The organism is Chryseobacterium camelliae (assembly GCF_030818575.1).
Taxonomy (GTDB): domain Bacteria; phylum Bacteroidota; class Bacteroidia; order Flavobacteriales; family Weeksellaceae; genus Chryseobacterium; species Chryseobacterium camelliae_A.
This window is the reverse complement of the sequence record NZ_JAUTAL010000001.1, coordinates 1,155,741-1,181,643: the sequence shown is the minus strand read 5'-3', so window position 1 is coordinate 1,181,643 and position 25,903 is coordinate 1,155,741. Positions and strand designations below refer to the sequence as shown.

General features: G+C 39.0%; 23 protein-coding genes. 7 read left to right on the top strand and 16 right to left on the bottom strand.

The window, feature by feature from the left end:
* Positions 1-307 precede the first annotated feature (307 nt).
* Positions 308-958, top strand: a complete 651-nt coding sequence (gene rpe, locus QE404_RS05365) for a ribulose-phosphate 3-epimerase (protein WP_307447504.1) — start codon at positions 308-310, stop codon at positions 956-958.
* 388 nt (positions 959-1,346) lie between these two features.
* Here rpe and QE404_RS05360 read toward each other — a convergent pair whose 3' ends face one another.
* From QE404_RS05360 to QE404_RS05325, 8 genes are all read right to left on the bottom strand, one after another.
* Positions 1,347-1,763, bottom strand: a complete 417-nt coding sequence (locus QE404_RS05360) for a nucleoside-diphosphate kinase (RefSeq protein WP_307447502.1) — start codon at positions 1,761-1,763, stop codon at positions 1,347-1,349.
* Between the two features lie 531 nt (positions 1,764-2,294).
* Positions 2,295-3,221 (bottom strand): ribosome small subunit-dependent GTPase A, encoded by a 927-nt coding sequence (gene rsgA / locus QE404_RS05355; RefSeq protein WP_307447499.1) that lies wholly within the window; start codon positions 3,219-3,221, stop codon positions 2,295-2,297.
* Positions 3,222-3,343: 122 nt separating this feature from the next.
* Positions 3,344-4,423, bottom strand: coding sequence for a chorismate mutase (locus QE404_RS05350; protein ID WP_307447497.1), 1,080 nt, complete (start codon positions 4,421-4,423; stop codon positions 3,344-3,346).
* 371 nt (positions 4,424-4,794) lie between these two features.
* A complete protein-coding gene (locus tag QE404_RS05345) occupies positions 4,795-5,292 on the bottom strand; it encodes a hypothetical protein (protein ID WP_307447495.1) in 498 nt (165 codons plus the stop codon).
* Positions 5,293-5,396: 104 nt separating this feature from the next.
* Complete coding sequence (gene dnaX / locus QE404_RS05340) at positions 5,397-6,488, bottom strand: DNA polymerase III subunit gamma/tau (RefSeq protein WP_307447492.1); 1,092 nt, start codon at positions 6,486-6,488, stop codon at positions 5,397-5,399.
* A gap of 101 nt (positions 6,489-6,589) precedes the next feature.
* Positions 6,590-7,225, bottom strand: a complete 636-nt coding sequence (locus tag QE404_RS05335) for a TetR/AcrR family transcriptional regulator (RefSeq protein WP_307447489.1) — start codon at positions 7,223-7,225, stop codon at positions 6,590-6,592.
* 131 nt (positions 7,226-7,356) lie between these two features.
* Positions 7,357-8,628, bottom strand: a complete 1,272-nt coding sequence (locus tag QE404_RS05330; protein ID WP_307447486.1) for an aminotransferase class I/II-fold pyridoxal phosphate-dependent enzyme — start codon at positions 8,626-8,628, stop codon at positions 7,357-7,359.
* 253 nt (positions 8,629-8,881) lie between these two features.
* The gene (locus QE404_RS05325; RefSeq protein WP_307447484.1) at positions 8,882-9,634 is read right to left on the bottom strand and encodes a response regulator transcription factor; all 753 of its coding nucleotides are present in this window, start codon (positions 9,632-9,634) and stop codon (positions 8,882-8,884) included.
* A gap of 160 nt (positions 9,635-9,794) precedes the next feature.
* Here QE404_RS05325 and QE404_RS05320 point away from each other — a divergent pair, with 160 nt between their 5' ends.
* Together QE404_RS05320 and QE404_RS05315 are read left to right on the top strand one after the other, a co-directional pair.
* Positions 9,795-10,370, top strand: a complete 576-nt coding sequence (locus QE404_RS05320) for a DUF1349 domain-containing protein (protein ID WP_307453356.1) — start codon at positions 9,795-9,797, stop codon at positions 10,368-10,370.
* A 686-nt stretch (positions 10,371-11,056) separates the two neighbouring features.
* On the top strand, positions 11,057-11,473 hold the full coding sequence (locus QE404_RS05315; RefSeq protein WP_307447481.1) for a hypothetical protein: 417 nt from the start codon (positions 11,057-11,059) through the stop codon (positions 11,471-11,473).
* A gap of 124 nt (positions 11,474-11,597) precedes the next feature.
* On the opposite strand, the gene QE404_RS05310 is transcribed toward QE404_RS05315, so the two are convergent.
* Entirely contained in the window at positions 11,598-13,325 is a 1,728-nt protein-coding gene (locus QE404_RS05310) for an FAD/NAD(P)-binding protein (RefSeq protein ID WP_307447478.1), read from the bottom strand.
* 144 nt (positions 13,326-13,469) lie between these two features.
* On the opposite strand from QE404_RS05310, the gene QE404_RS05305 reads away from it, so the two are divergent.
* Positions 13,470-13,961, top strand: coding sequence for a CinA family protein (locus QE404_RS05305; RefSeq protein ID WP_307447476.1), 492 nt, complete (start codon positions 13,470-13,472; stop codon positions 13,959-13,961).
* Between the two features lie 7 nt (positions 13,962-13,968).
* Here the strand turns inward: QE404_RS05305 and QE404_RS05300 are convergent, their stop codons facing one another.
* The 7 genes from QE404_RS05300 to QE404_RS05270 form a co-directional block, all read right to left on the bottom strand.
* Complete coding sequence (locus tag QE404_RS05300; RefSeq protein ID WP_307447473.1) at positions 13,969-16,677, bottom strand: COG1470 family protein; 2,709 nt, start codon at positions 16,675-16,677, stop codon at positions 13,969-13,971.
* Between the two features lie 101 nt (positions 16,678-16,778).
* Positions 16,779-17,816, bottom strand: coding sequence for a hypothetical protein (locus QE404_RS05295; RefSeq protein WP_307447470.1), 1,038 nt, complete (start codon positions 17,814-17,816; stop codon positions 16,779-16,781).
* Complete coding sequence (locus tag QE404_RS05290) at positions 17,809-18,612, bottom strand: fimbrial biogenesis chaperone (protein WP_307447467.1); 804 nt, start codon at positions 18,610-18,612, stop codon at positions 17,809-17,811. The genes QE404_RS05295 and QE404_RS05290 overlap by 8 nt, the downstream gene beginning before the upstream one ends.
* 88 nt (positions 18,613-18,700) lie before the next feature.
* On the bottom strand, positions 18,701-19,222 hold the full coding sequence (locus QE404_RS05285) for a hypothetical protein (RefSeq protein ID WP_307447465.1): 522 nt from the start codon (positions 19,220-19,222) through the stop codon (positions 18,701-18,703).
* 313 nt (positions 19,223-19,535) lie between these two features.
* The gene (locus tag QE404_RS05280; protein ID WP_307447463.1) at positions 19,536-19,970 is read right to left on the bottom strand and encodes a hypothetical protein; all 435 of its coding nucleotides are present in this window, start codon (positions 19,968-19,970) and stop codon (positions 19,536-19,538) included.
* 56 nt (positions 19,971-20,026) lie between these two features.
* Positions 20,027-20,731, bottom strand: coding sequence for a helix-turn-helix domain-containing protein (locus QE404_RS05275; RefSeq protein ID WP_307453747.1), 705 nt, complete (start codon positions 20,729-20,731; stop codon positions 20,027-20,029).
* Positions 20,732-21,365: 634 nt separating this feature from the next.
* On the bottom strand, positions 21,366-21,749 hold the full coding sequence (locus QE404_RS05270) for a Fur family transcriptional regulator (protein WP_307447457.1): 384 nt from the start codon (positions 21,747-21,749) through the stop codon (positions 21,366-21,368).
* Between the two features lie 89 nt (positions 21,750-21,838).
* On the opposite strand from QE404_RS05270, the gene QE404_RS05265 reads away from it, so the two are divergent.
* The 3 genes from QE404_RS05265 (at position 21,839) to QE404_RS05255 (ending at position 25,879) form a co-directional block, all read left to right on the top strand.
* Positions 21,839-22,177 carry a MerC domain-containing protein gene (locus QE404_RS05265; RefSeq protein WP_307447454.1) on the top strand — a complete coding sequence of 113 codons (339 nt, stop codon included), beginning with the start codon at positions 21,839-21,841 and terminating at the stop codon, positions 22,175-22,177.
* Positions 22,178-22,314: 137 nt separating this feature from the next.
* The gene (locus QE404_RS05260; protein WP_307447451.1) at positions 22,315-23,736 is read left to right on the top strand and encodes an alkaline phosphatase; all 1,422 of its coding nucleotides are present in this window, start codon (positions 22,315-22,317) and stop codon (positions 23,734-23,736) included.
* Between the two features lie 13 nt (positions 23,737-23,749).
* Positions 23,750-25,879, top strand: a complete 2,130-nt coding sequence (locus tag QE404_RS05255) for a S8 family peptidase (RefSeq protein WP_307447448.1) — start codon at positions 23,750-23,752, stop codon at positions 25,877-25,879.
* The last annotated feature ends 24 nt before the right edge of the window (positions 25,880-25,903 follow it).

The following is a 25,903-nucleotide window of genomic DNA, read 5'->3' as shown; positions in this document are numbered from 1 at the left end:
TAATCCGCAAGCCTACTTTAATATCGGTTGCTGTTGGACTATACTTCATCTATATTCTGTTTCTGATCATATATAAACAGTTTAACCCGCCAAAAATTGGTTCAGCGTATAATATGATCCTTGAAACATTGTTAATTGTTAGTTTTTTCCCACTAGGATTATTGGTCATCGACAGATTATTGGTACTTAAAATAAAACCTATTAAACTGACAATCATAGAAGCTCTGATATTGGGAAGCTTTTACCTTTATCACTTCCCGATTGTTCATCTGTTTTAAAAAAAAGAAAGTAAACTATATAAGTAAAAATGAAAACAAAACTTATTGCTCCTTCCCTGTTAGCCGCAGATTTCGGGAACCTGCAGAGAGACATTGAAATGATTAATCATTCACAGGCAGATTGGTTCCACGTAGATGTAATGGATGGAAGGTTTGTCCCGAATATCTCATTCGGTTTTCCGGTCATGAAAACGGTACAGCAGCACGCCAAAAAATTTGTTGATGTCCATCTGATGATTGTAGAGCCTGAAAAATATGTGGAAGAGTTCATTGATCATGGTGCCGACCTGGTTTCTGTACATTATGAAGCCTGTACGCACCTTCACAGGACCATTCATCATATCCAGAGCAGAGGAGCAAAAGCCGGCGTTGTATTAAATCCTTCTACGCCTGTTTTGTTGCTGGAAGATATCATTGCAGACGTAGACCTGGTACTCCTGATGAGTGTAAACCCGGGATTCGGAGGGCAGAAATTCATTGAGAATACCTACAAAAAGATTTCTGAAACAAAAGACCTGATCCTCAGCAACAATTCCACAGCCCTGATCCAGATTGACGGAGGGGTTAATCTTGATAATGCGGCAAAGCTTTTTGAAGCGGGAGCTGATGTACTGGTTGCCGGAAACGCCGTTTTTTCTGCTGATAGTCCGGAAAAAACAATTGAACTGTTAAAAATATAATCTTTATACTGTAAAGATAAAATAAAAGGCAGCCTCCAGGCTGCCTTTTTCTTGTGTAGAGTAGTAAAATTAAGCTTACATGGTTATCAATCTATATAAGATTGAATGCTTAAAAGTTGTTTATTGTAACACAAAGATGCATATATAGATCCGAAATTACATCCGTATAAATACGTAATTTCAGATTACGTATTTTTCCATTTACCTTGAAAAAAGTCATGACAAGCATGAACCCGTTAGGTGTTTAAAGAACAATGAAAAAGTGAATTATGTTATTCTTTGTCACATTTATGCCAGTGTGACACAAAGCAATACAGGCTTTCATATTGACAATATGTCACAAAAAAGCCGGGAAAATTCCCGGCATTCTTTATCATATAGAATATTCTTAGAATATTTCTCTTCCTGAAAAGTGGAATTGCGCTTCGATCAGTGCATTCTCATCAGAATCGGATCCGTGTACTGCATTCTCACCTACGCTTCTTGCAAACATTTTTCTGATGGTTCCTTCAGCTGCATCAGCAGGATTAGTAGATCCGATCAGTGTTCTGAAATCTTCTACTGCATTATCCTTTTCCAATACTGCCGCTACAATAGGACCTGAACTCATAAATTCTACCAACTCCCCATAGAAAGGCCTTTCTGAATGTACTTCATAGAATTTTTTAGCATCAGCAACAGTAAGTTGTGTCAGTTTCATTGCTTTGATTTTGAAACCTGCCTCAGAAATTTTCCCTAGTATTGCACCAACGTGACCATCAGCAACCGCATCAGGCTTAATCATAGTGAATGTAATGTTAGACATAAATATAGTATTTTTTTAGTGGCGCGAAATTACGAAAAAATATTCTTGAATTGTGCTTTAATTTTATTTTGCGTGAAAAAAGCATAAAAATCCAGCCAACTTAAAATATTTTGGCACAGTAATTGTTTAATCATTTGCGATTCTCATGTTTAATTTGAGTTTTCATGGTTATTAGTTTTTACCCAGCTTCGGCTGGGTTTTTTATTTCTGTTTATTTTCACATCCTTATCATAGCATATGAAATCTCGTTAAAAACAACGTGGTTATGTAAACTACAACAAGAAGAAAGGCAAATTTTATGAATCCCGACTGAGAATCAAATAGTTTGTTTATAAACTAAAGATAAGAAGTACAGGTTACGCAAATTTCCGCTGTCATGTCTGCAAAAATATCAGTAATAACCTTTGAATATGTGAATATTAAATCTGAACGATTATTTCAGTAAATACAGTCTTTCTTTCACATGAGGAACTTCAAAAGAATCATTTTTCAGGAATACATTGTACGTTTTACATTGTACATAAATACAACTTACTTCTGCACCGCCTCTTCAGCCTCATCCATCAGCTTAATATAAGTCGCATATCTCGATTCGAAAATTTCTCCGGATTCCAGGCCTGCAATCACGGCACATTTCGGTTCATTGATATGAAGGCAGTTATGGAATTTACATTCTTCCCTTTTTTTAAAAATTTCCGGGAAATAGTGCTGTACCTCTTCTTTCTCAATATCAATCATGGCAAATTCACGCACTCCTGGCGTATCGATAACATTACCCCCGAAGTCCCAGAAATACATTTGGGCAAAAGTGGTCGTATGTTTGCCTTTGAGGTGTGTGTCCGATATTTCAGAAGTCCTGAGATTGAGTCCGGGCTGAAGCGCATTTACGAGTGTAGACTTACCACATCCCGAATGCCCGAAAAATACGGAGGTCTGATCCTTAAGCAGATCCTGCAGATGGTCAAGGTGGAGGCGTGTATAAGAAGAGATTTCCAAAGTACGGTATCCGATATTTTGGTACAGGAATTCAATATCTTTCACCAATTCTGCCTCTTCTTCATTAAGGACATCCATTTTATTGAAAAGAATCAATGGTGTAATATTATAGGCTTCGCAGCATGCCAGAAAACGATCAAGGAAGCCTAAGGAAGTTTCCGGATGTTTAAGGGTAAAAATGAAACAGGCCAAATCGATGTTGGAAGCAATGATATGCGCTTCCTTGGAAAGGTTAACAGATTTCCTGATCAGATAATTCCTGCGGGGTTCTATTTTAGTGATCCAGGCGATATCATCTTTCTCCAGCTGAAATTCAACATGATCTCCTACAGCAAGAGGGTTTGTAAGCCGTGTTTTCAGCAGTTTAAACTTGCCGCGTATCCTGGCTTCAAAAATGGCACCGGTTTCAAGATCGAGGACCTGATACCAACTTCCTGTGGATTTGATGATTTTTCCTTTCATATTTTACAGGTACAAATATAGGAAATTAGAAAATAGCAATCACGGCAGAAAATCTGACTATAAAGCAAAAATACCCTCTATACCCTGATTTTCTGACGTGATCGATGTATGATGTTAACGGCTTACCGTTCAATCATGATATTGTTCTGAACCTCGATCGACTCTTCATGGATCGCTTTGAATACTTTTTCCATGAACTCCTGAGACATTCCGGTTTCGCCGGCTTTCTGTCTTGCGTATTCGGTAATAACTTTCCATCGCTCAGGCTGGAAAATAGCGATATCATTTTCCTTTTTCAGCTTTCCTATTTTTTCAGAAACTTTCATTCGCTGGGCCAGGAGTTCGATCAGCTGGAAATCGATGTCTGAAATCAATGTCCTGTGACGTCCCATTTCATCTTCAAAACCAGCCATTTCCGTAGTCCTTATTTTAAGGTTGGAAATCATCTCTGCAAGCACTTCCGGTGTAATCTGCTGTGCGGCATCGCTCCAAGCTTCATCCGGATTGCAGTGACTCTCTATGATCGCACCCTGGTAGCCCACATTCAGGCCTTCCTGGGTAATATCTGCCAGACCCGTCCTGTTGCCGCAGATATGGGAAGGATCAATCAGCATTGGAATATTGGGAAACTGGCTTTTGAAATCCAGGGCAATCTGCCAGTTTGGGTTGTTTCTGTATTTTGTTTTCTGGTAGGTTGAAAAGCCTCTGTGAATGGCTCCGAGTTTTGTAATTCCCTGTCCCAACAGCCTTTCCAGTGCACCAATCCATAAAGCGAGATCCGGGTTTACCGGGTTTTTCACAAACACCGGTTTATCTACCCCTCTCAATGCCATAGCGATTTCCTGAACCGTAAAAGGGTTAACCGTTGAACGGGCACCAATCCACAGGACATCCACATCCGCTTCAAGGGCAGCAAAAACATGATGGGCATTCGCGACTTCCGTAGCTGTTTTGAACCCGTATTCCTCTTTTACTTTCTTCAGCCAGTTCAGCCCGATTACCCCTACTCCTTCAAATCCGTTCGGCTTAGTCCTGGGTTTCCATATTCCGGCACGGAATACAGGTACAGGCGCTCCGCTTTCTTTGATCCTGCGTGCGGTTTCCAGCATCTGTGATTCACTTTCTGCGCTACAGGGACCGGCAATCATCATCGGCTGCGGAAATTCGTTGATCCAATCGCTGTTTAATTCTTTTAAATTCATATTTGTCTGTTATGTTTAGATTAATGTCAATAGTATAATGATTATAAACTTACTTTATAATTCTTTTCAAAAAATGCCGTTAAAAATTATTTAATGAATGCGGAATACCTGAAGATATATTCCTTTATTTTTTGAGAAAGAAAAGTCAGTTAGCAGTACCAATAAAAACGGTAATACGTTCTGAAGTTTCTGTGATAGGAAGTAAAAAAGCTAAATCGTCCGCTAAAATTATTAGCGGAAGCAAAACCGAATCGGTTTTCAGCGGACTGATATGATAGCAATTTTGTATTCACTGGTTATGGCCGGCTTGCGGCTCCTCCGGAGCAGCATTAGATGATCCGGATCAAATTATCTGACAAATATATAAAAAATTATGACAAATCAAACTTCATGAGGTTATCAAGTTCTTTAAGGAGCGGATTTTTTTCGGCCAGCTTTTCAAAAATCTTCCTTTTGGTCATTACTTCAATCTTCAGGTTTTCAAAATCGCGATGGTAATCTACCTTAATCATGTAGTTGTGAACCTTTCTTTTGAAATGATTGAAGAATTCCCCGCTTATCTTATCAAATTCTGCTTTGGCAGACTCCGAAGGATACAGGACACGTACCGTATGTTCTTCGGCTTTGACCAGACTGAATGTTTTTATGGCATTAAAAACAAACGGGTCTTTAGACTGCAGCTGTTTAAGAAAGAGATTCCACTCCATCTGCAGGTCTGTTTCGGTAAAGTGGCTTTGGGGAAGGTTTTCATCTTTTACAATAGTTTCTTCCTGCTTTTCCTCTTTGTCTTCTTTGCTGAGAAATGAATTGATGCTGAAGCCGGAAGAAATTCCCTGTTTTGATAGTGGCTTGGTGGTTTTTTTAACCATGACTTCACGAACCTCCTCTACTAAAGGTTTTTCCTGAGGTTTTTCTATAACCTCACGTGGTTTTTCCTGGGTCTTCGGTTCTGTAGCTTCGCTGGGATGCGGTGCTAAGATGATAAACTTTTTTTTTTAGGACCGTCTGTACCAGCGGTAAGGGAAGACAGCTGCATCAGGGCAATTTCCACAGTCAGCCTTGGGTTTTTGGAGTTTTTATAGTTGATGTCCGCATGGTTGCAGATTTCAATGGCATCTACAAGTTGCTGGGCATTCCATTTGCCAGCCTGTTCTACAAACTTGGCCTTGGTTTTCTCCCCTACTTCGATAAGGTCCATCGTGGAAGTATTCTGAGCCATCATGAGATCCCTGAAATGATTGCCAAGACCGGCGATAAATATATGCGGGTCAAAGCCGCGCTTTACGATTTCGTTGAAAGCAAAAAGCACTTCCGGGATCTTGCCCTCTTTAGCGAGATCAACAATGTTCAGGTACTGGTCATAATCCAGGATATTTAGCACCTCTGCCGCTTTCGCCAGTGTAATATTCTTCTGAGAGAATGTGGAAAGACGATCAAAGATCGATAAGGCATCCCTTAATGCCCCATCTGCTTTCTGGGCAATAAGATACAGGGCATCATCTTCATAAAGGATATTCTCTTTTGAAGCGATGCCCCTTAAATGGTCCTGAATACCCTCAATGGTAATCCTTTTGAAATCATAGATCTGGCAACGTGATAAAATCGTTGGAATGATTTTATGCTTTTCAGTAGTTGCCAAAATGAAAATAGCATGCGCAGGAGGTTCTTCAAGTGTTTTCAGAAAGGCATTGAAAGCCGCTGAAGACAGCATATGAACCTCATCAATGATATATACTTTATACTTACCTACCTGGGGCGCAAAACGCACCTGGTCGATCAGCTCCCTGATGTCATCCACGGAATTGTTGGATGCTGCATCAAGTTCATAAATATTATAGGCAAATCCGTCTTCTGAAACAGAGCCGTCCTTTTCATTGATCTTCCTTGCGAGAATTCTGGCACATGTGGTTTTACCCACACCGCGGGGCCCGCAAAAAAGCAATGCCTGTGCCAGCTGATTTTCTCCGATTGCATGCTCTAAAGTATCCGTAATATGGGATTGCCCAACAACGGTATTGAATTCCTGTGGGCGGTATTTCCTTGCAGATACTATGAAATTTTCCATTGGTCAAAAATAAGGAATAAAGTTTTAATCTGAAAATTTTAGGTTTTCAAATTTTGAATAAACAATAATCTTTTTAATGGGGTAACTGATGCCTGATCCTCTTATTTATTTTTCCTTTTTTCGTAGGCAGAATCTATGATCTCTTCAATTGCCAGTTCAATTTCTCTTCTTCCCGCCTCTGTTTTCAGATCGATTCCACAAAACTTACTTGCATTATGCCCGGTATACATATTAAGATAGTAAGCTCCTGAAACCAGCAATGCCGTAATGGCTCTGTAACGAGTAGCTTCTTCTCCAAAATGAGGGTCAATAGCCGTAAATAATTCTTCTCCCACTTCTTCCCTTTCGTCAGCAATTTTTTTAAGGATAGGCTTGGATTCAGAAAGTCCCCAAAGAATAATCTTCTGGAGTTCTTTATTTTTCTTAAGCCTGTCATACTGAGCAATGATCGCCATCTTAGAAAGTTCCTGCCCTCCGTCTGACATATCAATTTCAATAGGTTGCTGATCCAGTCTACTCCAGTAATCCTGAGACCTGATGTATTCATCGATCAGTTTTTCCGTACTTCCGAAGTATTCATAGATGAGCTTTTTGTCAAAACCGGCTACGGCAGCTATCTTACTAACCTTTAATCCGGAATATCCTTTAACTCTTAAGATTTTACCCACTGCAGCAAGCAGTTTCTGTTTGGTTTTTTCTTTATCCCTGATAGGGCCCTGTACAACTTTTCTAGGCATTTTCATTGTTTTATCCGCTAGACGCAATTTTTTATTTATATGTGTTCTGAATCTGACGGCTAAAGTACAAATAATTTAGTGAATTATTTAATGTTTTTATGATGATTTATAATACATTCGAGTATAATATTTCACTTTTTGACTCTCCTTTTTTTTTCGGTAATAGGAAACATTTTACTGATGCCCTCAAAGGCATTCAGGGTTTTATCCAGATGTTCTTTTGTATGTGTTGCTAATACGCTCATCCTGATTCGTGCATCTTTTCTTGCTACCGCAGGATAAATAATAGGATTGGTATAGATTCCCTGCTCGATAAGCAGCCTGCCAACATCACCTGTAATATGAGGATCACCGATTTTTACCGGAATTATAGCCGAACAGGTTGTACCTGTATCTAACCCTATGCCATTAAGTTCTTTTTTAAAATAATTTATATTCTTCCAGAGCCTCTCGCGCCACTGCGGTTCTTCATCAATAAGTTCTAAAGCTTTGATGATTCCCATGGAAGAAGGCGGAGCCGTTGCTGAAAATATTTGTTGCCTGGACTGGAACCTTATAAAATTAGCCAGTGTTTTATGGGTGATGATGTAACCGCCGAGATTACCGAACGTTTTACTGAATGTACCGCTGATAATATCTATATAATCCAGCAATCCGGTATCTTCTATGGTCCCTCTTCCTGTTTCCCCTAAAATACCTACACCATGTACATCATCTATCATCAGGTACGCATTGTATTGTTTTACCAGACTGTAAATTTCCCTTATAGGCGCAATATCGCCATCCTGAGAATATACGCCATCAATTACCACAAGTTTGGTACGGTACTGCCTTTGGGCAGCCTTCAGGATAATTTCCAGTGCATCGAGATCATTATGCGGGAACGTTTTCCTATTGGTAAGGATACATCCTTCGTAGACGCTCGCATGCACTGCTCTATCCACAATCGCAATATCTTCTTTCTGCAACAGGATCTGAAGTGTAGCACTGTTAGCCGTATACCCGGTTGTAAAAACAACAGATTCGTCCCGGCTTCGGCCAAAAAAAGAGGCTATTTTTGCCTCCAGTTCCTGATGAAATGAATAATAACCTCCTATGAGCGGGGTCGCCGCCGTACCCGTCCCGTATTTCTCTATGCCTTCAATTGCTGCCTGCTTTACTTTGGGGTGCTGGGTGAAGCCCAAATAATCACTGGTAACAAAACTGATGTAATCTCTGGGTGATTTTTCACCGACATTGATTACAGAACCACAGCCAGTATTATTTTGCAGGCGGTAATGATGCCTGCCTTTATATTTCATATATTCCAGAAATTCATAATAATAATCGGCACGCTGCATCATATCGTAGCCGGGAATATTCTCAAAGTCCTTAAACGATGCGTTTTCAAAGTTAATGTTCATCCTTAGTTTATTTTTAGTGTGTATTAACAAATATACGATATACCCATATTTTATATTGTGAATTTTAAATATAAATTTATTATGGGTGAAATATTTAAATATTATTCCCGGAAAACAAGATTATTTCATATTTAGCAGCCATTTAATTAATAATTTACCTAATTCATATAAAATCACGATAAAATTTAGTCTAAACGCTATAAAAACGCATCATTTTGGCTGGTTTACAATCTGGTATTATAGACAGGGGATTTCAGGGCAATTGCGTATATACTGCCTTAATAGAGTTTTTCACGCGTAATTTTTCAAGAATATTCTGACGATGGCGGTTGACGGTATTGATACTGATACAAAGTTGTGCTGCAATTTCTTTACTTGTATAGCCTTCGCCGATATGTTTTAGAATTTCCATTTCTCTTGAGGTAAGAATATGGCTGTAATCCAGACGGTCTTCATAGATGATTTCGCCAGAAATACTGTTAACGATTAAAAATTCAGGGTTCTGCAATTTATCTTTCATATGGTTTTCCATATGATAAAGGCAGAGTGCAAACCGCAAATGATGATTAACCGGCGAGTAGACGTAGAACATTCGGTGACGTACATTCATATACTCAGCAATGCTATCTTTCATTCGGATTCTTGATGAAACATAACATGGCGCATGCTCCGAAAATTGAATTGTCTGCAGGTAGGTAAAGAAACGCAGTTCATGAACATACTTTTTAAGCCTGTCTTCAGGGTGTATCCTGCTAATAATTTCCTCTTCCCAGATAGAATCGATCTCTGTAGGATGATCGGCGAGGCTCAATCCCAATCTCCGGGAAAGAGCAGAACCATAAATAAAGCTTTTTCCAGCCTGCATATCACTTAAAACTACCATGGCATTTTCTATACGTGAATACATAAGCGCCATCTGTTGATAGGTATTGATATCCAAATGGCAGCCTTTTCCGTTGGGACTGTTATTGAGTAAAGCCTGATTGAGGGTTTCAAGGATCTCCATAAAATGGTTATTTATCAGTATTGACGAAACAGTATGTGCAGGTTAACTTTGCAAAATTAATCATTTATATTCATCTATGTTCAGATCATCAGTATGCAAGATTGCAATTTCAGGGCTTTTATGTACGTTCGGTTCGGGCTTTGCCCAGACACTGGAAAAAATGACATGGTTCAATGAGCCTGCGCAATGGGAAATCAAGAATAGTACTTTATCGATGTTTGTTACTCCGCAAAGTGATTACTGGAGAATTTCACATTACGGCTTTACGGTTGATGATGCACCGTTTTACTATGGTACGTATGGCGGAGAATTTGAAGCTAAAGTAAAAATCACGGGTCAGTATAAAGCCAGATTTGACCAGATGGGACTGATGCTTAGAATCGATAAGGAAAATTACATAAAAGCAGGAATTGAATTTGTAGACGGAAAATACAATTTAAGCACGGTAGTTACCCATCATACCAGCGACTGGAGCGTCATTGCCCTGGATAAGATCCCTCCGGCGGTATGGATCAAAGTGGTAAGAAGACTGGATGCGGTTGAAATCTTTTATTCATTCGATGACCGCACTTATACGATGATGCGTAATGCTTACCTGCAGGATAACACGCCTGTTATGGTTGGGCTTATGGCAGCCTGCCCGGACGGACAGGGATTTAAAGCGCTGTTTGAAAACTTTACCGTACAGCATCTGCCCGATCAACGCCGGCTTCAGTGGCTTAAAGATCACAAATAAGATTCCTTACTTTATGTTGTTTTCTGTATAAATCCAGCCGGAAAATGACGGCAGTACGCCGAAGAAGAACAACAGGTTTAAGTTTAAATAAGGAATCTGAACAGGAAAGACTGAAAGTACATTATGGGGAACTTTACCAACAGTCTTATCATATTGCGTTTTTAGAATCTATCTTCGGCGACGTCATATCATCTGAAGTTTCCTATATAACAGAGTCTTTAGGGCAGCTCAGAATAACACGGCAAAAGTAAGACTGTTTAAAGAAATGGAAAAATAATTACTGTAGAATTAAATCCGTACCGCGTAGAAAGATTTCTACAGACTTTCGCAGATAAGACCGGCAGTCTTCTATTAAGTTATACTTTGACTTATACCTATCTTAACATAGTTTATCCTTATCTGAATCTTCAGATAGGGATGAATGCTTTTCATATACTTCTATGTAAAGGTAATTTCCCTGAAACTGTTGTAGATAAACAGCTGAATCATTCCCGGAAAAAGCATTTTAGGACTATCCTCCCGGTATTTTTTTACCATCATTAAATTTTATCCCTATACATTTTATATTTATTCACGTTATATTTATTTATTTTTTCCTTAAATAGTATATCAGGCATAGTATTTGCAAATTAAACATAATATAAAACAAACTCAATTACTTAACTACCATCTTAACACAGAATATTATGAACGTTGCTGATTTAAAAATTAAAAATCTTGTTGAATACAAGAATGATACTTTCAGGATTACTGAGATATTTCAGAATCATGAAAAGGATTATTTTGTAAGAATTGAAAATGATATTCGCAGTGTTTCGGTTCCGGCAGAGTCCATCAAACCGATCCAAATTACAGAAGAATGGCTGGAAAAATTCGGTTTCTCAAGAACTTATACTTCTGAACAGAGAATACGTTACGAGAGACCAGAACCTTTCATCAAGTATGACATTGATCTTAATTCAAGAAAGATTGTGGAAGGTTTAAAAATTTATGGAAATGCAATCAAATGCAAATACATCCATGAATTTCAGAATATCTTTTCTTGTCTTTTTGGAAAAGAACCTGCTGTGATGACGTATGATATGTTACAGACCGGATCTTAGCAGCATCATTACATCATTACAACAAGACCCGCAGCTCAAATCTGCGGGTCTTGTTGTATCCTTTTTTATACTTACGCCGTAATCTAAGTTTAAATTGTCACGGCATAATTTCAGAAATTATGGATCAGGCCATTTCCTTCAATCTGTTTTTCAATGCTTTTACAACTACCTTCCCGGCAGTATCACAGAAATCCAGCCCAGAGTAATCAGGATTTAAACCTCCTATGTAAGGGACAGCCATAATGAAGAGCTCCGGCGTAGGATGTCCGTAATAATCTAGGGCCTGAAAATAATCATTGATATTAAGTCCTTTCACTCTCAGGTAATAATTTTCCTGGTCTGCTTTGATGATATTGGAATGGTCTTTCTCGTAGCTTTCTTCCCCTTTTTCAGCACTTTTAAAGCGAAGGTATCCGGAGCTGATGGTTCCGCTGTCCTTGAGGCCTTCAAAAGGGACCTGGTTAAACTCTATCGGCTTCTGACCTGTTGCATCAATATACATTCTATAGTACTCCTTTTTTTCATTTCCATTTTCATCTGTAAAATGGTATACTCCTCCTTCTTCAGGATGAGGCTCTACATGGCTTTTTTCATCTACATCAATAAGACGAACTTTCCCTGCATTGTAAAGGGCAATCAGTTCACGGTATGAAGATTGCGGAAGAGAAGCGATAATAATAGAAATAAGAGGCATCAAAGTTTTGCGCAGCCTGAGCATATCTTCCGCAGAGAAATGCTTGGCAGGATAATTAACTGCATAACTGAACGCAGAAAGCGCCTCTTTCCAGGTGATGGACTGATGCCTTCTGATCGACTTTTCCGCTTCTGCATATTCTGCCTTGAAAAGTTCAAAGCCATCCAGCTTATCACGGATCTCCATCATGGTTTCCACAAATTCCTCTATGCTAAGCGATTTTATCTTCTCATAAAAATCGGGATCGCGTTTTTGAAGCGGCTGCTTGAAATTGATCTCAAACACATAATCCAGGTCGACAAATCCATTATGGGATTTCTTATATTCATAAATATCATCCAAAGACATAATCCAGCCCTCCGAATAAGCGCTTTCTTCGGAATGGAATCTTAAAGCGGGAAGATATCCACCCAACGAAAACAGGCTGATCGAAAAATTCTCACTTCCTTCATGGGTAAAATACTGAAGTTCGTCCCCCTGAAAATCAAAATATCCATTTTTACGGGCAAGGGTTTTCACCGCATCCACGGCCGTAAGTGACGTTCCTTTTATGGCTACAGGATAATTTGTCGGTCCGGTAAACTTGGACGGAGGATATGGAGAATCGTACCACCCTTTGACCTTCTCTTCATTTCGTTTCGGCCAGTAATGTCCTGTGCAGATAATGATGTTACCGGTATGATGATGGTCCCCGTTTTCAGTTACAACCTTAAAGCAGGTTTCCTTTTCTACCCTAATAATGTCTACTACGGTTGAATTGGTAAAAACCTGCACATCAATCCCCAGTTTTTTTGCTTTGGAAATATAGTGGCTGAATTGTTCCTCAAGATAATTCCCCAGCAAAAGCCTCGGAATTACCTGGTATTCATTGATTCCGTCTGAATGATAGAAGTCTTTGAATTCAGCAGCAGGATGTCTGCTGATGTAGCTTGTAAAGTCCTCGGCAAGCTCCGGAAGTTCATTAGCCGAAACATTGGCCACATGCTCTATACCGGCGCCATACTTTCCATATGGCATTCCTGCACCCAGCCGGTCATTCTTTTCAAAAATACAGACTGTTTCAGGTTTTAGGTCTTGTTCTACAATGTGTTTCATGACAAAAAGAGATGCGGGACCTCCTCCTATCAATGCTATTCTTTCAGAATATTTGTTTTTCATAGCGTGTTATGGTATCTCAGGCAGTCCTTCAAAACCCATTCCTTTTTTATCAATTTAAAGAAAAGATGTAAATTTTTAACCAGCACTATAATAATACAGAATATTGGCTTGCTTATTGTATCCTGATTTTTAATTACAAAGGTTATGGAACTGAACAACAGACTACTGAATTTCATTAATGATATGCTTACTACAGAACACGAAACAGTGTCTGTTGCAGAAAATATAACTTCCGGGTTATTGCAGTTTTCATTTTCGCAGATGCGAAATGCCTCAACTATTTTCAAAGGCGGATTTACTTATGCCAACAATGGAGTACATGCTCCCGAAATCTTTAATGAACAACCTGACATTACTGGGGATTCTTCCGATATGCCAATAGCGGAACGAATGGCACTAAATATTTCCAGAATATTCCGGTCAGACTGGGGCATTGGTGTACATGGTAACCTGATTTCCGACGGATTAAAAACTATTCATGCACATTACTGCCTTTCCTATCGCAATGAGGTCGTACTTTCCAAAACACTGGAACTCCACCCTAAAACTTCTGCCATGAGTGCCCAGATGTATTTTACCGAATTTATTTTAGGATGCCTGAACTGTGAACTGAAAAAGCTACTTGTTCTAAAATAACACGGGACTAGTCTTCACCGAATTTTTTCACCCGTATATTTTTGGTCTTTACCCTGATCATAAAGGGTTCAAGGTGTTTGATCTTACCGGCCTGAACGTTCACCTCCACTGCAGTACGCTCGCAATAAGTATTGGCAGGCAATGAATTTTGATTGAGTTCTATCCTGTAAACTCCAGATTCCAAAAAGGAAACAAATTCACCGTTATCATCGGTAATCGTTCGCTGTAAAAGCTTATCATTCCTATATATATTAAATACGATACCGCCTGTCTTCGGGCTGAATTCCAACGCGGTTTTTGCATCGTAGTCATACAGGATGCTGCCCTGGACCGTTCCGTTCTGATGCAATGGAATATCCATAGAATAATTGTACTTATTTAACTCAACATCGCATTCATCGTAATACCATCCCTGCTGAATAATCTGCTTCATGGGATATTTTCCAAAAGGAACGGAATTATAGGCCAACGTTCCCTCCTTATCTGTTTTAAAGGAAATATTATTCAGCATGATAAGGTAACCCTCTGCCGGCTTATCCCCATCATCATAGATATTATTATCATTGTAATCATAATAAACAAAGGCATGAATGTCTCCTTTTTTGCCTGCATTCAGAGTATTGGACGCGAGATACAGGCTAACCCCCGCTTCTATGGTAAAAATATTATTTCCTGTACTTCTTGATGCATAGTTGAACCATGAGGAATTCAGGAAGACTCCATACCGTTCTTTATTGTATTTCAGATTGACAAAACCTGATGGTGATTTTCCGTACAGGATATCATCTGTATAGGAAAGCCCCGAATTGAGATTAAGCGTATGATTGAAAAAATTCTGGTTGACAAATGCCGAAGCGAATACCTTTTTATAGGTATTGGCCTGGTTAAAAAGTTTTGAAAAAGCATATTCCGAAAGAAAATAGCTGCCGTACTGATACGAAAAGCTTACACTAAGCCACTTATAATTATAATTTCCAACCGCTTTCATCTGGTATTTCGGTCGTTGCATATCAGGATAATTGACCAATCCGGCTTCAAGTCCCAGCCCTGCTGAATGCCTAAGGTCCGAACTGGACCAGTTGAGGTATTCCGTTAGCCTTCTGGATACAAGCTGTTTTGATTCCTCATTTAAGGTGGTATCGAAAAAATTATTGTAGGTATTGGACTTTTCCTGCTGGTACTGAAAGCTGACTCCAAGCCCGAAATTTCCTTTCCTCGGGAAGTTAAGACCTCCGTCAAATCGTGTACTGTTGGATTGAAGGTTGGTATTTAAAAAATAATATTTTGGTGAAAAATCGGAAATTGTGAGGTTACCGTACACTGAATATTCCTTATACAACTGAGCTGAAATATTCTGCTGGATCTGCAGGACTCCCCGGCGGTTCCCCGGATAATAATCTGAGCTGTAAAAATAATTACCGTTAAGATTTACTTTTTTGATGATTCCGGAATATTGAGATTCCACAGCAAGGGAAGGTTTGGTAAGTTTGAGGTCCTGGTAGGAACTTAGTCCTCCATATATTCTTCCGTTCATCCTCCAGTCTTTGTTGAAGGCATACCGGAAATCTGAACCCGCGAGATTATGGTCCGCATGTTCGTAAGGATCATTCCTGAACACATAGCCTGCAGAGATGCCGCGTTTGTCGTTCAGCTCACCAACAGCACCGCGTACATAAAAGCCGTAGCCATATTTAAGGAAAGCATTCCGCTCGATAAGACTGAAGGTCTGGTCTACAAAGCCCATCTCCAGTTTTCTGTTTTTATCAGGTGTGGTATAAGAGTATTCAGCTCCCCTTCCGAACAGGGACATTTCCATCAGCCTGCTGATATTTCCTAATGTGAAGGTACTGCCTCCGCGATGGTAGGATATATAGGTATTGTTGACAATAGGATCATTCTGATTGTTGATGGTATAAATGTTCCCTCTGGCAAAAAGATAACCGGAGGGCAGATTAAATCCTCCGGAACCCGTCAGCTGATACATGTTAGATGTCTCACCTATCCGTCTGTAACTTGCCGTAATCGTGTTTTTTGTGGAATTAGCAAAATCGCTGTTCTGCTCGTACCGGTACCGCTGGCTTGAAGAGACATTCTGAATAGATATTGAAGCATTGCCGAAAATTTCTTTATCGGGCTCCCTGAATGCTGCAACATTAATCGTAAATTCAGGATTTTTAAGCATATTTGGCGTAGGGAGAAACCGGACGATAAAAACAGTATCCTTCTGCACGCCAATACTCCCCTTTTGTTCTGTGAACAGATTGCCCTGATCAGCATCCGGCAGTTTGAAAACAACCGTAACATCCTGTTTTTTGTTTCCCAGATTAGCTACCCTTGCACGGACAATGATAGAATCGTGTTCACTATTAATAAATATCACCGGATTTTCTGCAGTGATCCTCATGGTGGTGTTCTCAGCAACCCGATACTCTATTTTTTCTCTGTCCACTACTCTGCCCTGCATATCCCTGAGGTCAAAAACAACATTTGAAAGCCCGGAAGAAGCATTGTTGGTGACAATTATTTTTACCGGCAGGAAAGCACTTTCACCAGGCCCAAGATCAGCTTCCATATCTGTATCTAAAATATTCCTGAACCCGGAAGGTACGGAAATGTGCACATGGCCTTTAAAACGGTTGTTACCCTGGTTTTTCAGAACAACAATAAGATCAAGGATACCAGATCTGTCTGTACTGGTTTCGTTGCGGATCTCCATCGTGACCCCGGAAAGATTCTGCGCAGGTATGTAAATGCACAGAAGTAACGCAAAAAATACAAATATTATTTTCCTAAACAGATAATCGGGCATTATAGTATTTATTGGGGTGTTATTTCATACTGTAACGTAGTGGAATAATCTGCAGGTTTAGCACTAATAAATCTCTGATCATTAGAGCCCGTGGAATACGTAATATCAAAATAGACACTGGAGCCCTGGGTATAGCCGCCTTTGGCGACAAGCTGGGGCATTGTGCTTAACGTAACAGGATATACGGTAGCCGCATTTCCAGATACTGCCTTTAAAGCGAGATTAACCGTTTCAAGCGGAAGCGTATCTCCCGCCTGGGAAACAAACTGGCTTTGAAGCGATCTCATTTTGATCTGGTAATTGGTATTGCTTTTTACGATCAGCGAGCTTGGATAGGTGGTACTTACACCATTCATATAATCATTCCTGCTGTTGAATTCCAACAGGCCATTAACGGCATTTCCTGAAAACTTCAGCGAAAGCTCGGGAACATCCGGAGGCGTACCTGAAAGCGTCCCGATCTGGAACTTAAAATAATGGTCCATCCTACCGATCACATTGTTATACCGGTCATAAGCAGTAAACTGCATAGGTGCCACAAAATTAGTCCATGATGGATAATTTCCAAGGTAAGCACCACCCAACAATGTTAAGCTGTATTTAATCTGAAGATTATAATAATAACCAAAGAAGAGGAATGGGAAATTGTACAACGCAGCATTGGATTGAGGAACAAGGAAAATTTCCTGTCCTTCCTGAAGCGTCACATTAAGGGGCATCCCGATCTGAGAAATCGTGGGTACATTATAAGGATAGGCGGTCCCGGAAGTGGAAACAGGCCGGAATGCTATCTTATTAGCCGGAATTGTGTAATTCCCGTCAGCAGAGGTAACAGGAGACATCAACCGGACGGAAAGCCTCCAGTAAGGTATATTGATATATCCATTTCCTGATAGGTTGACAGTATAGGCTTCGGTATTGGTATTACCGCCAAAAGAATTAATCATCAGGTAATCATTGACCCAGGAATTGTAAGAAATCTGCCCGAAACAATTCAGATAAATACCCAATAATAATATGATATAAAATAATTTCTGCTTATTCATATGTGAATTTTAGCTCTCCAACCTCGAGGTTATTGCTGTCACCATAGTCAATCAGTACAGACGCAGTATATTTTCCTTTTTCCAGAGAAGCAGGAAGTGGGATGTCCATTTCTCTTTTATTTCCGGGCATGGTGTAAAAAATAATCTGGTCCAGAGAAATCTTTTTACCGGTCTGTGTATTCACCAGGTCCCCGGACACTTTTCCATCTACCCATACATTCCCCTGATTTTCAAAAAAGAGATTCAGCGTCTTTGCTGATTTTTCAAAGGTGAGATTTTTAATTTCTATTTTCTTCGTATTGGCAGATGGCAGCTTATGGAATATCTTAATTCCTGAGCGGATGCTTACCTTAATATTGGCTCCTTTATTATCCACATCATCTATCGGGTTCATCTGGCTTACATACAGCACTGCCGTGTGAGCTCCCAGCTGATCTGATAATGTATTGGGTACCGTTACGGTTACATCGATATCCTTTCTCTGGCCCGGTGCAAGCGTAAAATAATTATCTTCTTTTTTCACTGAAATCCAGCCGGCACATGACACAGGCAGGGAACCCGCTGCAGACATCAGATTCTCTCCTTTGTCATTGTATTCCCAATCACCCAGGCTGATCGCCAAATCCAGTGAATTTTTTGCACTTACATTGGTTACCGTTATCTTTTGTGTACCGCTGTTTTCGAGCCCGGATTCAAAATAAAGTCTGGGAGGAGATACGGAAATACCTGTTTGTGCGTAAGTTAGAGAATACAAAGAACAGATAAGGCAGAGAATAATAAAATGCAGCTTCTTCATTAATAGTTATTTAATATTAAAATTACAGAAAAAGTGTTACAATATTACTTGTAACACTTTATATTTTTAATATTTTGAACAGTTTCTGTTATTGAGAAATGATCGTATAGGTAAGTTCTGTACTATATACTGTAGGTGTCTGTCCTGCAATATAATTGTCCAGATATGCATTAGCACCCGCCCCCTTATATTCTATATTGATTTTTTTATCCACACCACCTACAGTAGAAGTTACCAAGGTTGCTTCCGTTGCGGATAACTGAACATTCTGGGCATACTGTGCTCCTGTAACAGCTTCCGATCCTGCTGTAGCTTTGATCTGGATACTACTGGCCTGAATACTTTTAGCTCCGTTCTGAAGAACAGCATTGGCACTTTTAACTTTCACCTGGAATCCACCTGTACTGTAGACGCTTAAGTGGTCTGCATTTACCGATGATACTCCATTGGCGTAATCATCTTTAGTAGTATAATCTAAATTTACTACTTTTTGGGCACTGTTGATCACCAAAGTTTGGATTGGTTTTAATCTCACATTAAGAGTTACGCTTTGAGCGTTTACAGTGACCAACCCGAAAAGAACTAGAGAACCGAAAATGATCTTTTTCATAATTAAGTCTGATGTTGTATTAAGTTATTGTTAAAAATTCTGTTGCAAAATTAAACAGAAGTAACATCAGCGCTTTTGTGAAAAAATACTTATGATTTGTAAATTTGGTTTTTAAGGCTGTAATGAACAGTGAGATAGTATTCCGTAACAAACGGCATAAAGTAAATTTTCATAAATATTTATAATTAAATATTAAATAATAATAATACGCTTATATTAAAAATTATTCAATACAAAACATTAATTAACAGTCATAATTAGTTAAAAACTGCTATTCAATACATATAAAAATCACACATATTATGTTAAATTACTATTGAGAAATTAGAGTTAACACCAAATGGTCGGAATTTTCATTATCAGAACAGCCGATTTTCTGTATTATTTTCTCCATACTCTTATCAATGCTGTATTTTTTTTCAACAGCCCCTCTCGCGGTCTCAAAAAGATGATGCACCCTATTGCATAATGTCTTTACTGAAGACCTTTTTGCTCGAAGATCATGCATTTTTTTTGTATACTCACTACCATGGCTGGCATCTACTTGAAATCCTGAAGGACTTGAGATAATCAATTGCCTTTTTTCAGGCATCACCATATCCATATTCTCATCAACTTCGGGCTGAGCCTCTAAAGTCAGCATTTGTACAGGATAAAGATTGATAGTCAAACGAATGGCATCATTCTGCGCAAAAACCCTTATACAAACGAAAAAGAACACAACTAACAAAAAATATTTTATACCCATATAACCAAACTTATCATTTTACGGTTATTAAAGTAAATATACAATATTTTTCATTATTATTTCATTTCAGAAGGATTTTTTCCTGTATGTTTTTTAATAAAGTTACTAAAATTCCCTTCGTTACTGAAACCCAGCTCATAAGAAATTTCAGAAATGGTCTGGTTTGAGAAATGTACGGCTTTTTTGCATTCACTGACAATTTTTTCAATTATTATATGTTTTGCTGTTTTTCCTAAAACATATTCCGTCATTTCAGTAAGTTTTCTTGATGATATATTAAGCTCACCAGCATAATGAGAAACTTTTTTAGCCTTCCTGAAATCTCTTTGCAAAAGAACTTTAAACCTGTTTACATAGTAGAGGTAATCAAATTTAATATCCTTCTTCATTTCATCAGCAGGTATATGCAAAAATGCGTCCAAAATAAGCCTTTCTATCGCATTATGGGCAGCAGAAATATAAAGGCTCTCATCCTTAAGCTGAAAACTTTCCATACGTTCCATAAAAACGGCTCTTTTTTCTTCTAGATTGGTAAATGGGGCAATGAAAATTTCAGAATTATAATTAAAAAAAAGCTGTGAATTAAGAAATAAACTATCCTTAGAAGAACGCTCATAGAAACTGGAAGAAAATACAATGATATAGATTTCTTCTCCTAAAGCTTCACCAAAAGTAACCTGTTTGTGAGGACCTATAAATGCAATGTGCCCGGATTTTATACTGTAATGCATATTTTCAACCTCAAGGCGAATATCCTCCATGATAATGTAAATGCAAAAATAATCAAGTGTATTGAATGTTCTGATATGATTATTCCTGCTTATAAGGTTATTAAGTTTGTTAACGCTGAAACCCAAACTTCTCAGCTGATCTGTAATAATATACATATATAATAGCCAGTATTATTTAAGCACTTATCTTATGAATATAAAATTTCATCTAATGTTCTATGTGTTCTATAGGAAAATATTCAAATCCATTTTAAAATCATAAGAACTAAGTTAGACAGGTCAAATACCAACTTGTTAAATAATAACTGTTAAAAATCCTTGAAACGTTACAAACATTTCATTAATATATCTTAAATCATAAAAAATGCATTTATTAATAAACACAAAACATGCCAGTATAAAATTATCTGTGAACAAGTTTGTTTCTGTACTTAAAACACCATAAACGAATTAGGAGAAAAAACATCTTATAAATCACTATTTTATGATAAGGAACGATGTTTTAATTAATATGATCATTCATATCATGAGGTAAACACATACTATATTAATGAGAAGCCCCTCAAAATAAAATGATTACATCAAAAAGTGTTGATTTAAAATATATATAAGCCTAAATCGAAAAAAAATAGTAATTGATAGACAAAAAGTCAGAATATATGATTCACGAGCACTTTGGACAAATGCCGCTTATGACAAAATTGTACTCTTTCGCAATATAATTTTCCGGGAGGCTTATAGCAGGAATAACATTTTCTATACAGGTTACCGAATGGCATATTTCACAATTAAAGTGAAGATGGTTATGTTCATGGTGCTTTTCAGAACAGGTTTCGCTGCATCGTGCAAAATTGATCACACCGTCAATATTGGTCACTTTATGAATCTGCCCCTCTTTTTCAAGACGTTCAAGCACTCTGTAAATAGTGACACGATTACAGAGGTCCCCCACCTTCTGCTGAATATCCGAATGTGAGAGCGCTATGTCAGAATGATTAATAAGATTAAGTATTTCTGTTTTTGCCTGAGTATTCCTTACCTGTTTCATATGTCGATCTAAAGCAACAATGTTGCATTATATAATTATTTTAAATAGATTTGCAACAAAGTTACAATACTAATTTAAATATTTTTGATATGAAAAACAAGATTCTGGATGCGGTAGGAATATCTGCTGCTGTTCTATGCTTAATTCACTGCATTATTTTTCCTCTACTGATGGTCATTCCTTTAGGAATATCTCATAATCCTTATATCGACCTGTTTTTTCTACTTACAGGAACGGTGGTTGTTTTACGGATCATAAGAAGAATCCATAATAAAAAGCTGAAAGCACTTTTCTGGTTATCACTGCTGCTGATTGCAGTTTCGGTATTCATAGATCTCATTTTTGAAATACATGTTCCACTGATTTATGTTGGTGCTGCAGGCCTGATCACGGCTCATATTATTAATTTCAGGTCTCATCAACATTGAGTCAACTTCACAAATTATAATGCATTATCCTTATTAGTTATGAATATGGCAACTATATATGTATTTTAATTTTTTTTTAACGATCACCCATAAGTAGCAATCAAATATATATCTTAAATTGCAATACCATTATTATCATGAATCGAAGAAAATTCTTACAAAGTTCTGCATTATTTTCAGGAGCATTTGCATTAAGCCCTCTGGAGCTTGCAGCTATTCCAAGACCCCAGGCTTCATTAAGAAGTCCTGAAAAGGCAAGGAATATCATTTTTATGATCAGTGATGGCATGAGCCTGGGTACTTTAACCATGTCTGATCTTTATTCCAGGAATATTTTAGGGAAGACCAGTCATTGGATCAGCTTATATGAAGATAGAAAAGTATCCAGAGCACTGATGAGTACCGCTTCAGCCAGTTCCATTGTTACAGACTCGGCAGCAGCGAGTTCGGCTTTCGGTGGTGGTATAAGGGTAAAAAACGGAGTCTTAAATACAGGACCCAATGGTGAAAAGTATTTACCGATATGGCAGCAATTCAAAGAGAATGGTAAAAAAGCAGGTTGTGTGACTACGGTTACCATTACCCATGCTACTCCCGCAGGGTTTTGCGTTAATTCAGAAAAAAGGAATGCAGAACCCGCAATAGCAGAAATGTATGCAGAACTAGGGATGGATGTAATGATGGGTGGCGGGGATGAATTTTTCAATCCTGAAAAAAGAGAAGACCGAAAAGATCTCTATTCTGTCTACAGACAAAAAGGTTATCAGGTGATCCAGGATGCATCGGGCCTCGAAAACTTGAATCGGAATCAGAAAACACTTGGCGTTTTTTCTACCGGAGCGCTTCCCTATAGCATAGACCGGGCAAATATGAATGAATTAAAAAATACGCCTACCCTGGCAGATATGACGAAGGCAGCGATCAGTCAGATGAAGGATCACCCTCAGGGGTTTGTGCTACAAGTAGAAGGCGGAAAGGTAGACTGGTCAGCCCATGCGAATGATGTGGCAGCCCTTATCCATGATCAGCTGGCTTTTGATGAGGCTGTAAAAACAGTCATAGATTTTGCTGAGCGTGATGGAAATACTCTGGTCATTATCACAACAGATCACGGGAACGCAAACCCGGGAACCATTTACGGGCCGGATGCCACACAGAACTTTAATAGTATTGCTGATTATAAATATACCAATGAATATCTTTTGAATAAGATCCATGCGGACTTCAATCTGCAGCAGGTTAAAGACTGGATTTACGAAGGTAACAGCATCAGGCTGACTGATGATGAGGCACGGCAGATTCTTGGATTTTATACCGGGATTGAAAAGGAAGACGGGCTGTACAATTATAAGAAACTTCCTTTTAAATTGTATTCTGAAATCCAGAAAAAACATAATTCAGTGGGCTGGATCAGTATGGATCACTCCGGGGATTATGTTGAAGTAGCAGCGTATGGTCCAGGCAGTCAACTGCTGAAGCCTTTTGTAAAAAATACGGAGCTCCATGATCTGATGCTGCATGCTGCTCAGATCCCTCAAAAACAGAAAAAAATATCTTAATTTAATATTGTCAATGAAAAAATACCTACTAACGGCAGCCGCACTAATGGCTGTATTGGTCCAAGCACAGGATAAGAATACAATCCTTAAGCAAGATTTTGCAAAGCAGAATCAGGAAAATAACCGGAAATTTGATGCTTACGTGGCTAAAAAGTATGGGAATGACAAATCTCCGGAGCTGCTACAGTCTTTAGAAGAAAAAAGAAGCAATCTGGCAGGATTTACACCCGATGGAAAGCCTTTCTTTTATAAAACCCAGGATCTCCGGCAGGTAAAAAATGCCAACGCAGACCTTATCAATACAGCAGGAGGCGTAACCGGCCTTACCAATGCCTATAATGGTGAAGGCATAAAGTATACTATTTTTGATGGCGGCAGGGTTTATGCAGCTCATACTGCATTTAACAATATTCCCGGAAGAATTACGAACAAAGAAGCTTCCTCCCAGATTTACAGTTCGCACTCTACCAGCGTAGCCGGATTTATCGGTGCCAAAAGTTTTACGGTCAGTGGTACTGTTGGTGGCACACCTGTTTCAGGTGACATCAAGGGAGTTGCTTCCTCATCTACTATGGATTCTTACCGTTTTGCCACCACCACTTTACCTGGAAACACAGCTCCAAGCACAGTATTTGATAAAATCCTGACTGCACAGCCTGCTATTTCCAACCATTCATACGGAAGCAATCTGGGTTGGGATATAACAACGGTTAATGGAGCAAATGCATTAGTATGGAACGGTGCTTTCAGCAGCCCTTCAACATCCTATGACCTTCAGGGAACTTATTTTACTAATGATCAAAACTATGATAATATTGTTTATCAGAATCCTTATTATGTTATCGTGAAATCTGCCGGGAATTCATATGGTATGGGACCGGATTATCCTAACGCGGGTTCACTTCCTAAATATTATGAGGATGATAATGGAAACGACGTGCAATTTACATCCACTGATGTACTGCCACAGTCTAACTGCGCACAAGGCTTCGATTGCATTGGGCCTGGTTCACTGGCTAAAAACATTATTGTTGTAGGAGCTACGGATGTGATCTCTACCAATAACTATCGGTATACCTCTCAATATGATGTGGTACATTCAGATTACAGCAGTGCAGGGCCAAGGGATGACGGTGCTATAAAACCGGATATTGCTACTACCGGTACCAATGTATTCTCTCCGGCAACGGCAGAAAATACTACAGGAAGTAATACATATGATTATGGCAGCGGGACCTCATATTCTGCACCGGTAGTGACAGGGGTTATCGGGCTCTGGATGCAGATCAGCAAAGATCTTTTCTCCGGCCAGTCGCTCAATGCCGCCAGTGCCAAGACCCTGATGGTGCATTCTGCTTCCGAAGCAGGTAATATAGGCCCTGATCCATGGTTCGGATGGGGATACATTAATGCCAAAAAAGGTGCTGAAATCCTGGTAGGAAAAGCAAACAATACCGTTATTTTCAAGGATGAAACCTTAACCAGCGGTACGGTCAATGCTAAAAATATCATTGCATCAGGCAGCGAACCGATTAAAGCTACCATTTCATGGATTGATCCTGAGTATGTTGTTCCATCTAACCTAACCTGGCAGACTGCCTATAATAATAGGATTTCAAGGCTTGTCAATGATCTTGACGTAAGGATCATCGATACGACAACCAATACCGTGTATTACCCATGGAAGCTGGATGCCAACAACCCGATGACTCCTGCCACCAAAGCAGACAATAAAGTCGACAATGTAGAACAGGTAGTTATCGACAACCCGGTAGCCGGAAGGAAATACAGGATAGAGATTACCAACAAAGGTACTTTGGTGAACAATTCAGGAGCTGCAGCACCACAAAACTATTCTGTTATCGTAACGGGATACAGCCAGTTGCTGGGAACAAACGACACCGGCTCGGTAAAAGATGGCATAGCTATAGCCCCATCCGTCACCCATGATGTGGTTAATATTTTAAAAGCACCTGAAAAATCCGTATTCAATGTATATGACACATCAGGTAAAAAGCTACAGAGTGGAAGCATCCGTAACAGCAAGGAGCCAGTTGACCTGTCATCCTATCCTAAAGGTATTTACATCATTGAAATAAAGACAGAGCAGGGCACTGTTTCAAAGAAAGTGATCAAAGAATAGCATATCAATTAAAAAGATATAAAC

What these genes read in the sequence shown, in the direction of transcription:
- rpe (WP_307447504.1), top strand. Translation starts at nt 308, where the DNA reads ATGAAAACAAAACTTATTGCTCCTTCCCTGTTAGCCGCAGATTTCGGG.
- QE404_RS05360 (WP_307447502.1), bottom strand. Translation starts at nt 1,763, where the DNA reads ATGTCTAACATTACATTCACTATGATTAAGCCTGATGCGGTTGCTGAT.
- rsgA (WP_307447499.1), bottom strand. Translation starts at nt 3,221, where the DNA reads ATGAAAGGAAAAATCATCAAATCCACAGGAAGTTGGTATCAGGTCCTC.
- QE404_RS05350 (WP_307447497.1), bottom strand. Translation starts at nt 4,423, where the DNA reads ATGAATTTAAAAGAATTAAACAGCGATTGGATCAACGAATTTCCGCAG.
- QE404_RS05345 (WP_307447495.1), bottom strand. Translation starts at nt 5,292, where the DNA reads ATGGTTAAAAAAACCACCAAGCCACTATCAAAACAGGGAATTTCTTCC.
- dnaX (WP_307447492.1), bottom strand. Translation starts at nt 6,488, where the DNA reads ATGGAAAATTTCATAGTATCTGCAAGGAAATACCGCCCACAGGAATTC.
- QE404_RS05335 (WP_307447489.1), bottom strand. Translation starts at nt 7,225, where the DNA reads ATGCCTAGAAAAGTTGTACAGGGCCCTATCAGGGATAAAGAAAAAACC.
- QE404_RS05330 (WP_307447486.1), bottom strand. Translation starts at nt 8,628, where the DNA reads ATGAACATTAACTTTGAAAACGCATCGTTTAAGGACTTTGAGAATATT.
- QE404_RS05325 (WP_307447484.1), bottom strand. Translation starts at nt 9,634, where the DNA reads ATGGAGATCCTTGAAACCCTCAATCAGGCTTTACTCAATAACAGTCCC.
- QE404_RS05320 (WP_307453356.1), top strand. Translation starts at nt 9,795, where the DNA reads ATGACATGGTTCAATGAGCCTGCGCAATGGGAAATCAAGAATAGTACT.
- QE404_RS05315 (WP_307447481.1), top strand. Translation starts at nt 11,057, where the DNA reads ATGAACGTTGCTGATTTAAAAATTAAAAATCTTGTTGAATACAAGAAT.
- QE404_RS05310 (WP_307447478.1), bottom strand. Translation starts at nt 13,325, where the DNA reads ATGAAAAACAAATATTCTGAAAGAATAGCATTGATAGGAGGAGGTCCC.
- QE404_RS05305 (WP_307447476.1), top strand. Translation starts at nt 13,470, where the DNA reads ATGGAACTGAACAACAGACTACTGAATTTCATTAATGATATGCTTACT.
- QE404_RS05300 (WP_307447473.1), bottom strand. Translation starts at nt 16,677, where the DNA reads ATGGAGATCCGCAACGAAACCAGTACAGACAGATCTGGTATCCTTGAT.
- QE404_RS05295 (WP_307447470.1), bottom strand. Translation starts at nt 17,816, where the DNA reads ATGAATAAGCAGAAATTATTTTATATCATATTATTATTGGGTATTTAT.
- QE404_RS05290 (WP_307447467.1), bottom strand. Translation starts at nt 18,612, where the DNA reads ATGAAGAAGCTGCATTTTATTATTCTCTGCCTTATCTGTTCTTTGTAT.
- QE404_RS05285 (WP_307447465.1), bottom strand. Translation starts at nt 19,222, where the DNA reads ATGAAAAAGATCATTTTCGGTTCTCTAGTTCTTTTCGGGTTGGTCACT.
- QE404_RS05280 (WP_307447463.1), bottom strand. Translation starts at nt 19,970, where the DNA reads ATGGGTATAAAATATTTTTTGTTAGTTGTGTTCTTTTTCGTTTGTATA.
- QE404_RS05275 (WP_307453747.1), bottom strand. Translation starts at nt 20,731, where the DNA reads ATGGAGGATATTCGCCTTGAGGTTGAAAATATGCATTACAGTATAAAA.
- QE404_RS05270 (WP_307447457.1), bottom strand. Translation starts at nt 21,749, where the DNA reads ATGAAACAGGTAAGGAATACTCAGGCAAAAACAGAAATACTTAATCTT.
- QE404_RS05265 (WP_307447454.1), top strand. Translation starts at nt 21,839, where the DNA reads ATGAAAAACAAGATTCTGGATGCGGTAGGAATATCTGCTGCTGTTCTA.
- QE404_RS05260 (WP_307447451.1), top strand. Translation starts at nt 22,315, where the DNA reads ATGAATCGAAGAAAATTCTTACAAAGTTCTGCATTATTTTCAGGAGCA.
- QE404_RS05255 (WP_307447448.1), top strand. Translation starts at nt 23,750, where the DNA reads ATGAAAAAATACCTACTAACGGCAGCCGCACTAATGGCTGTATTGGTC.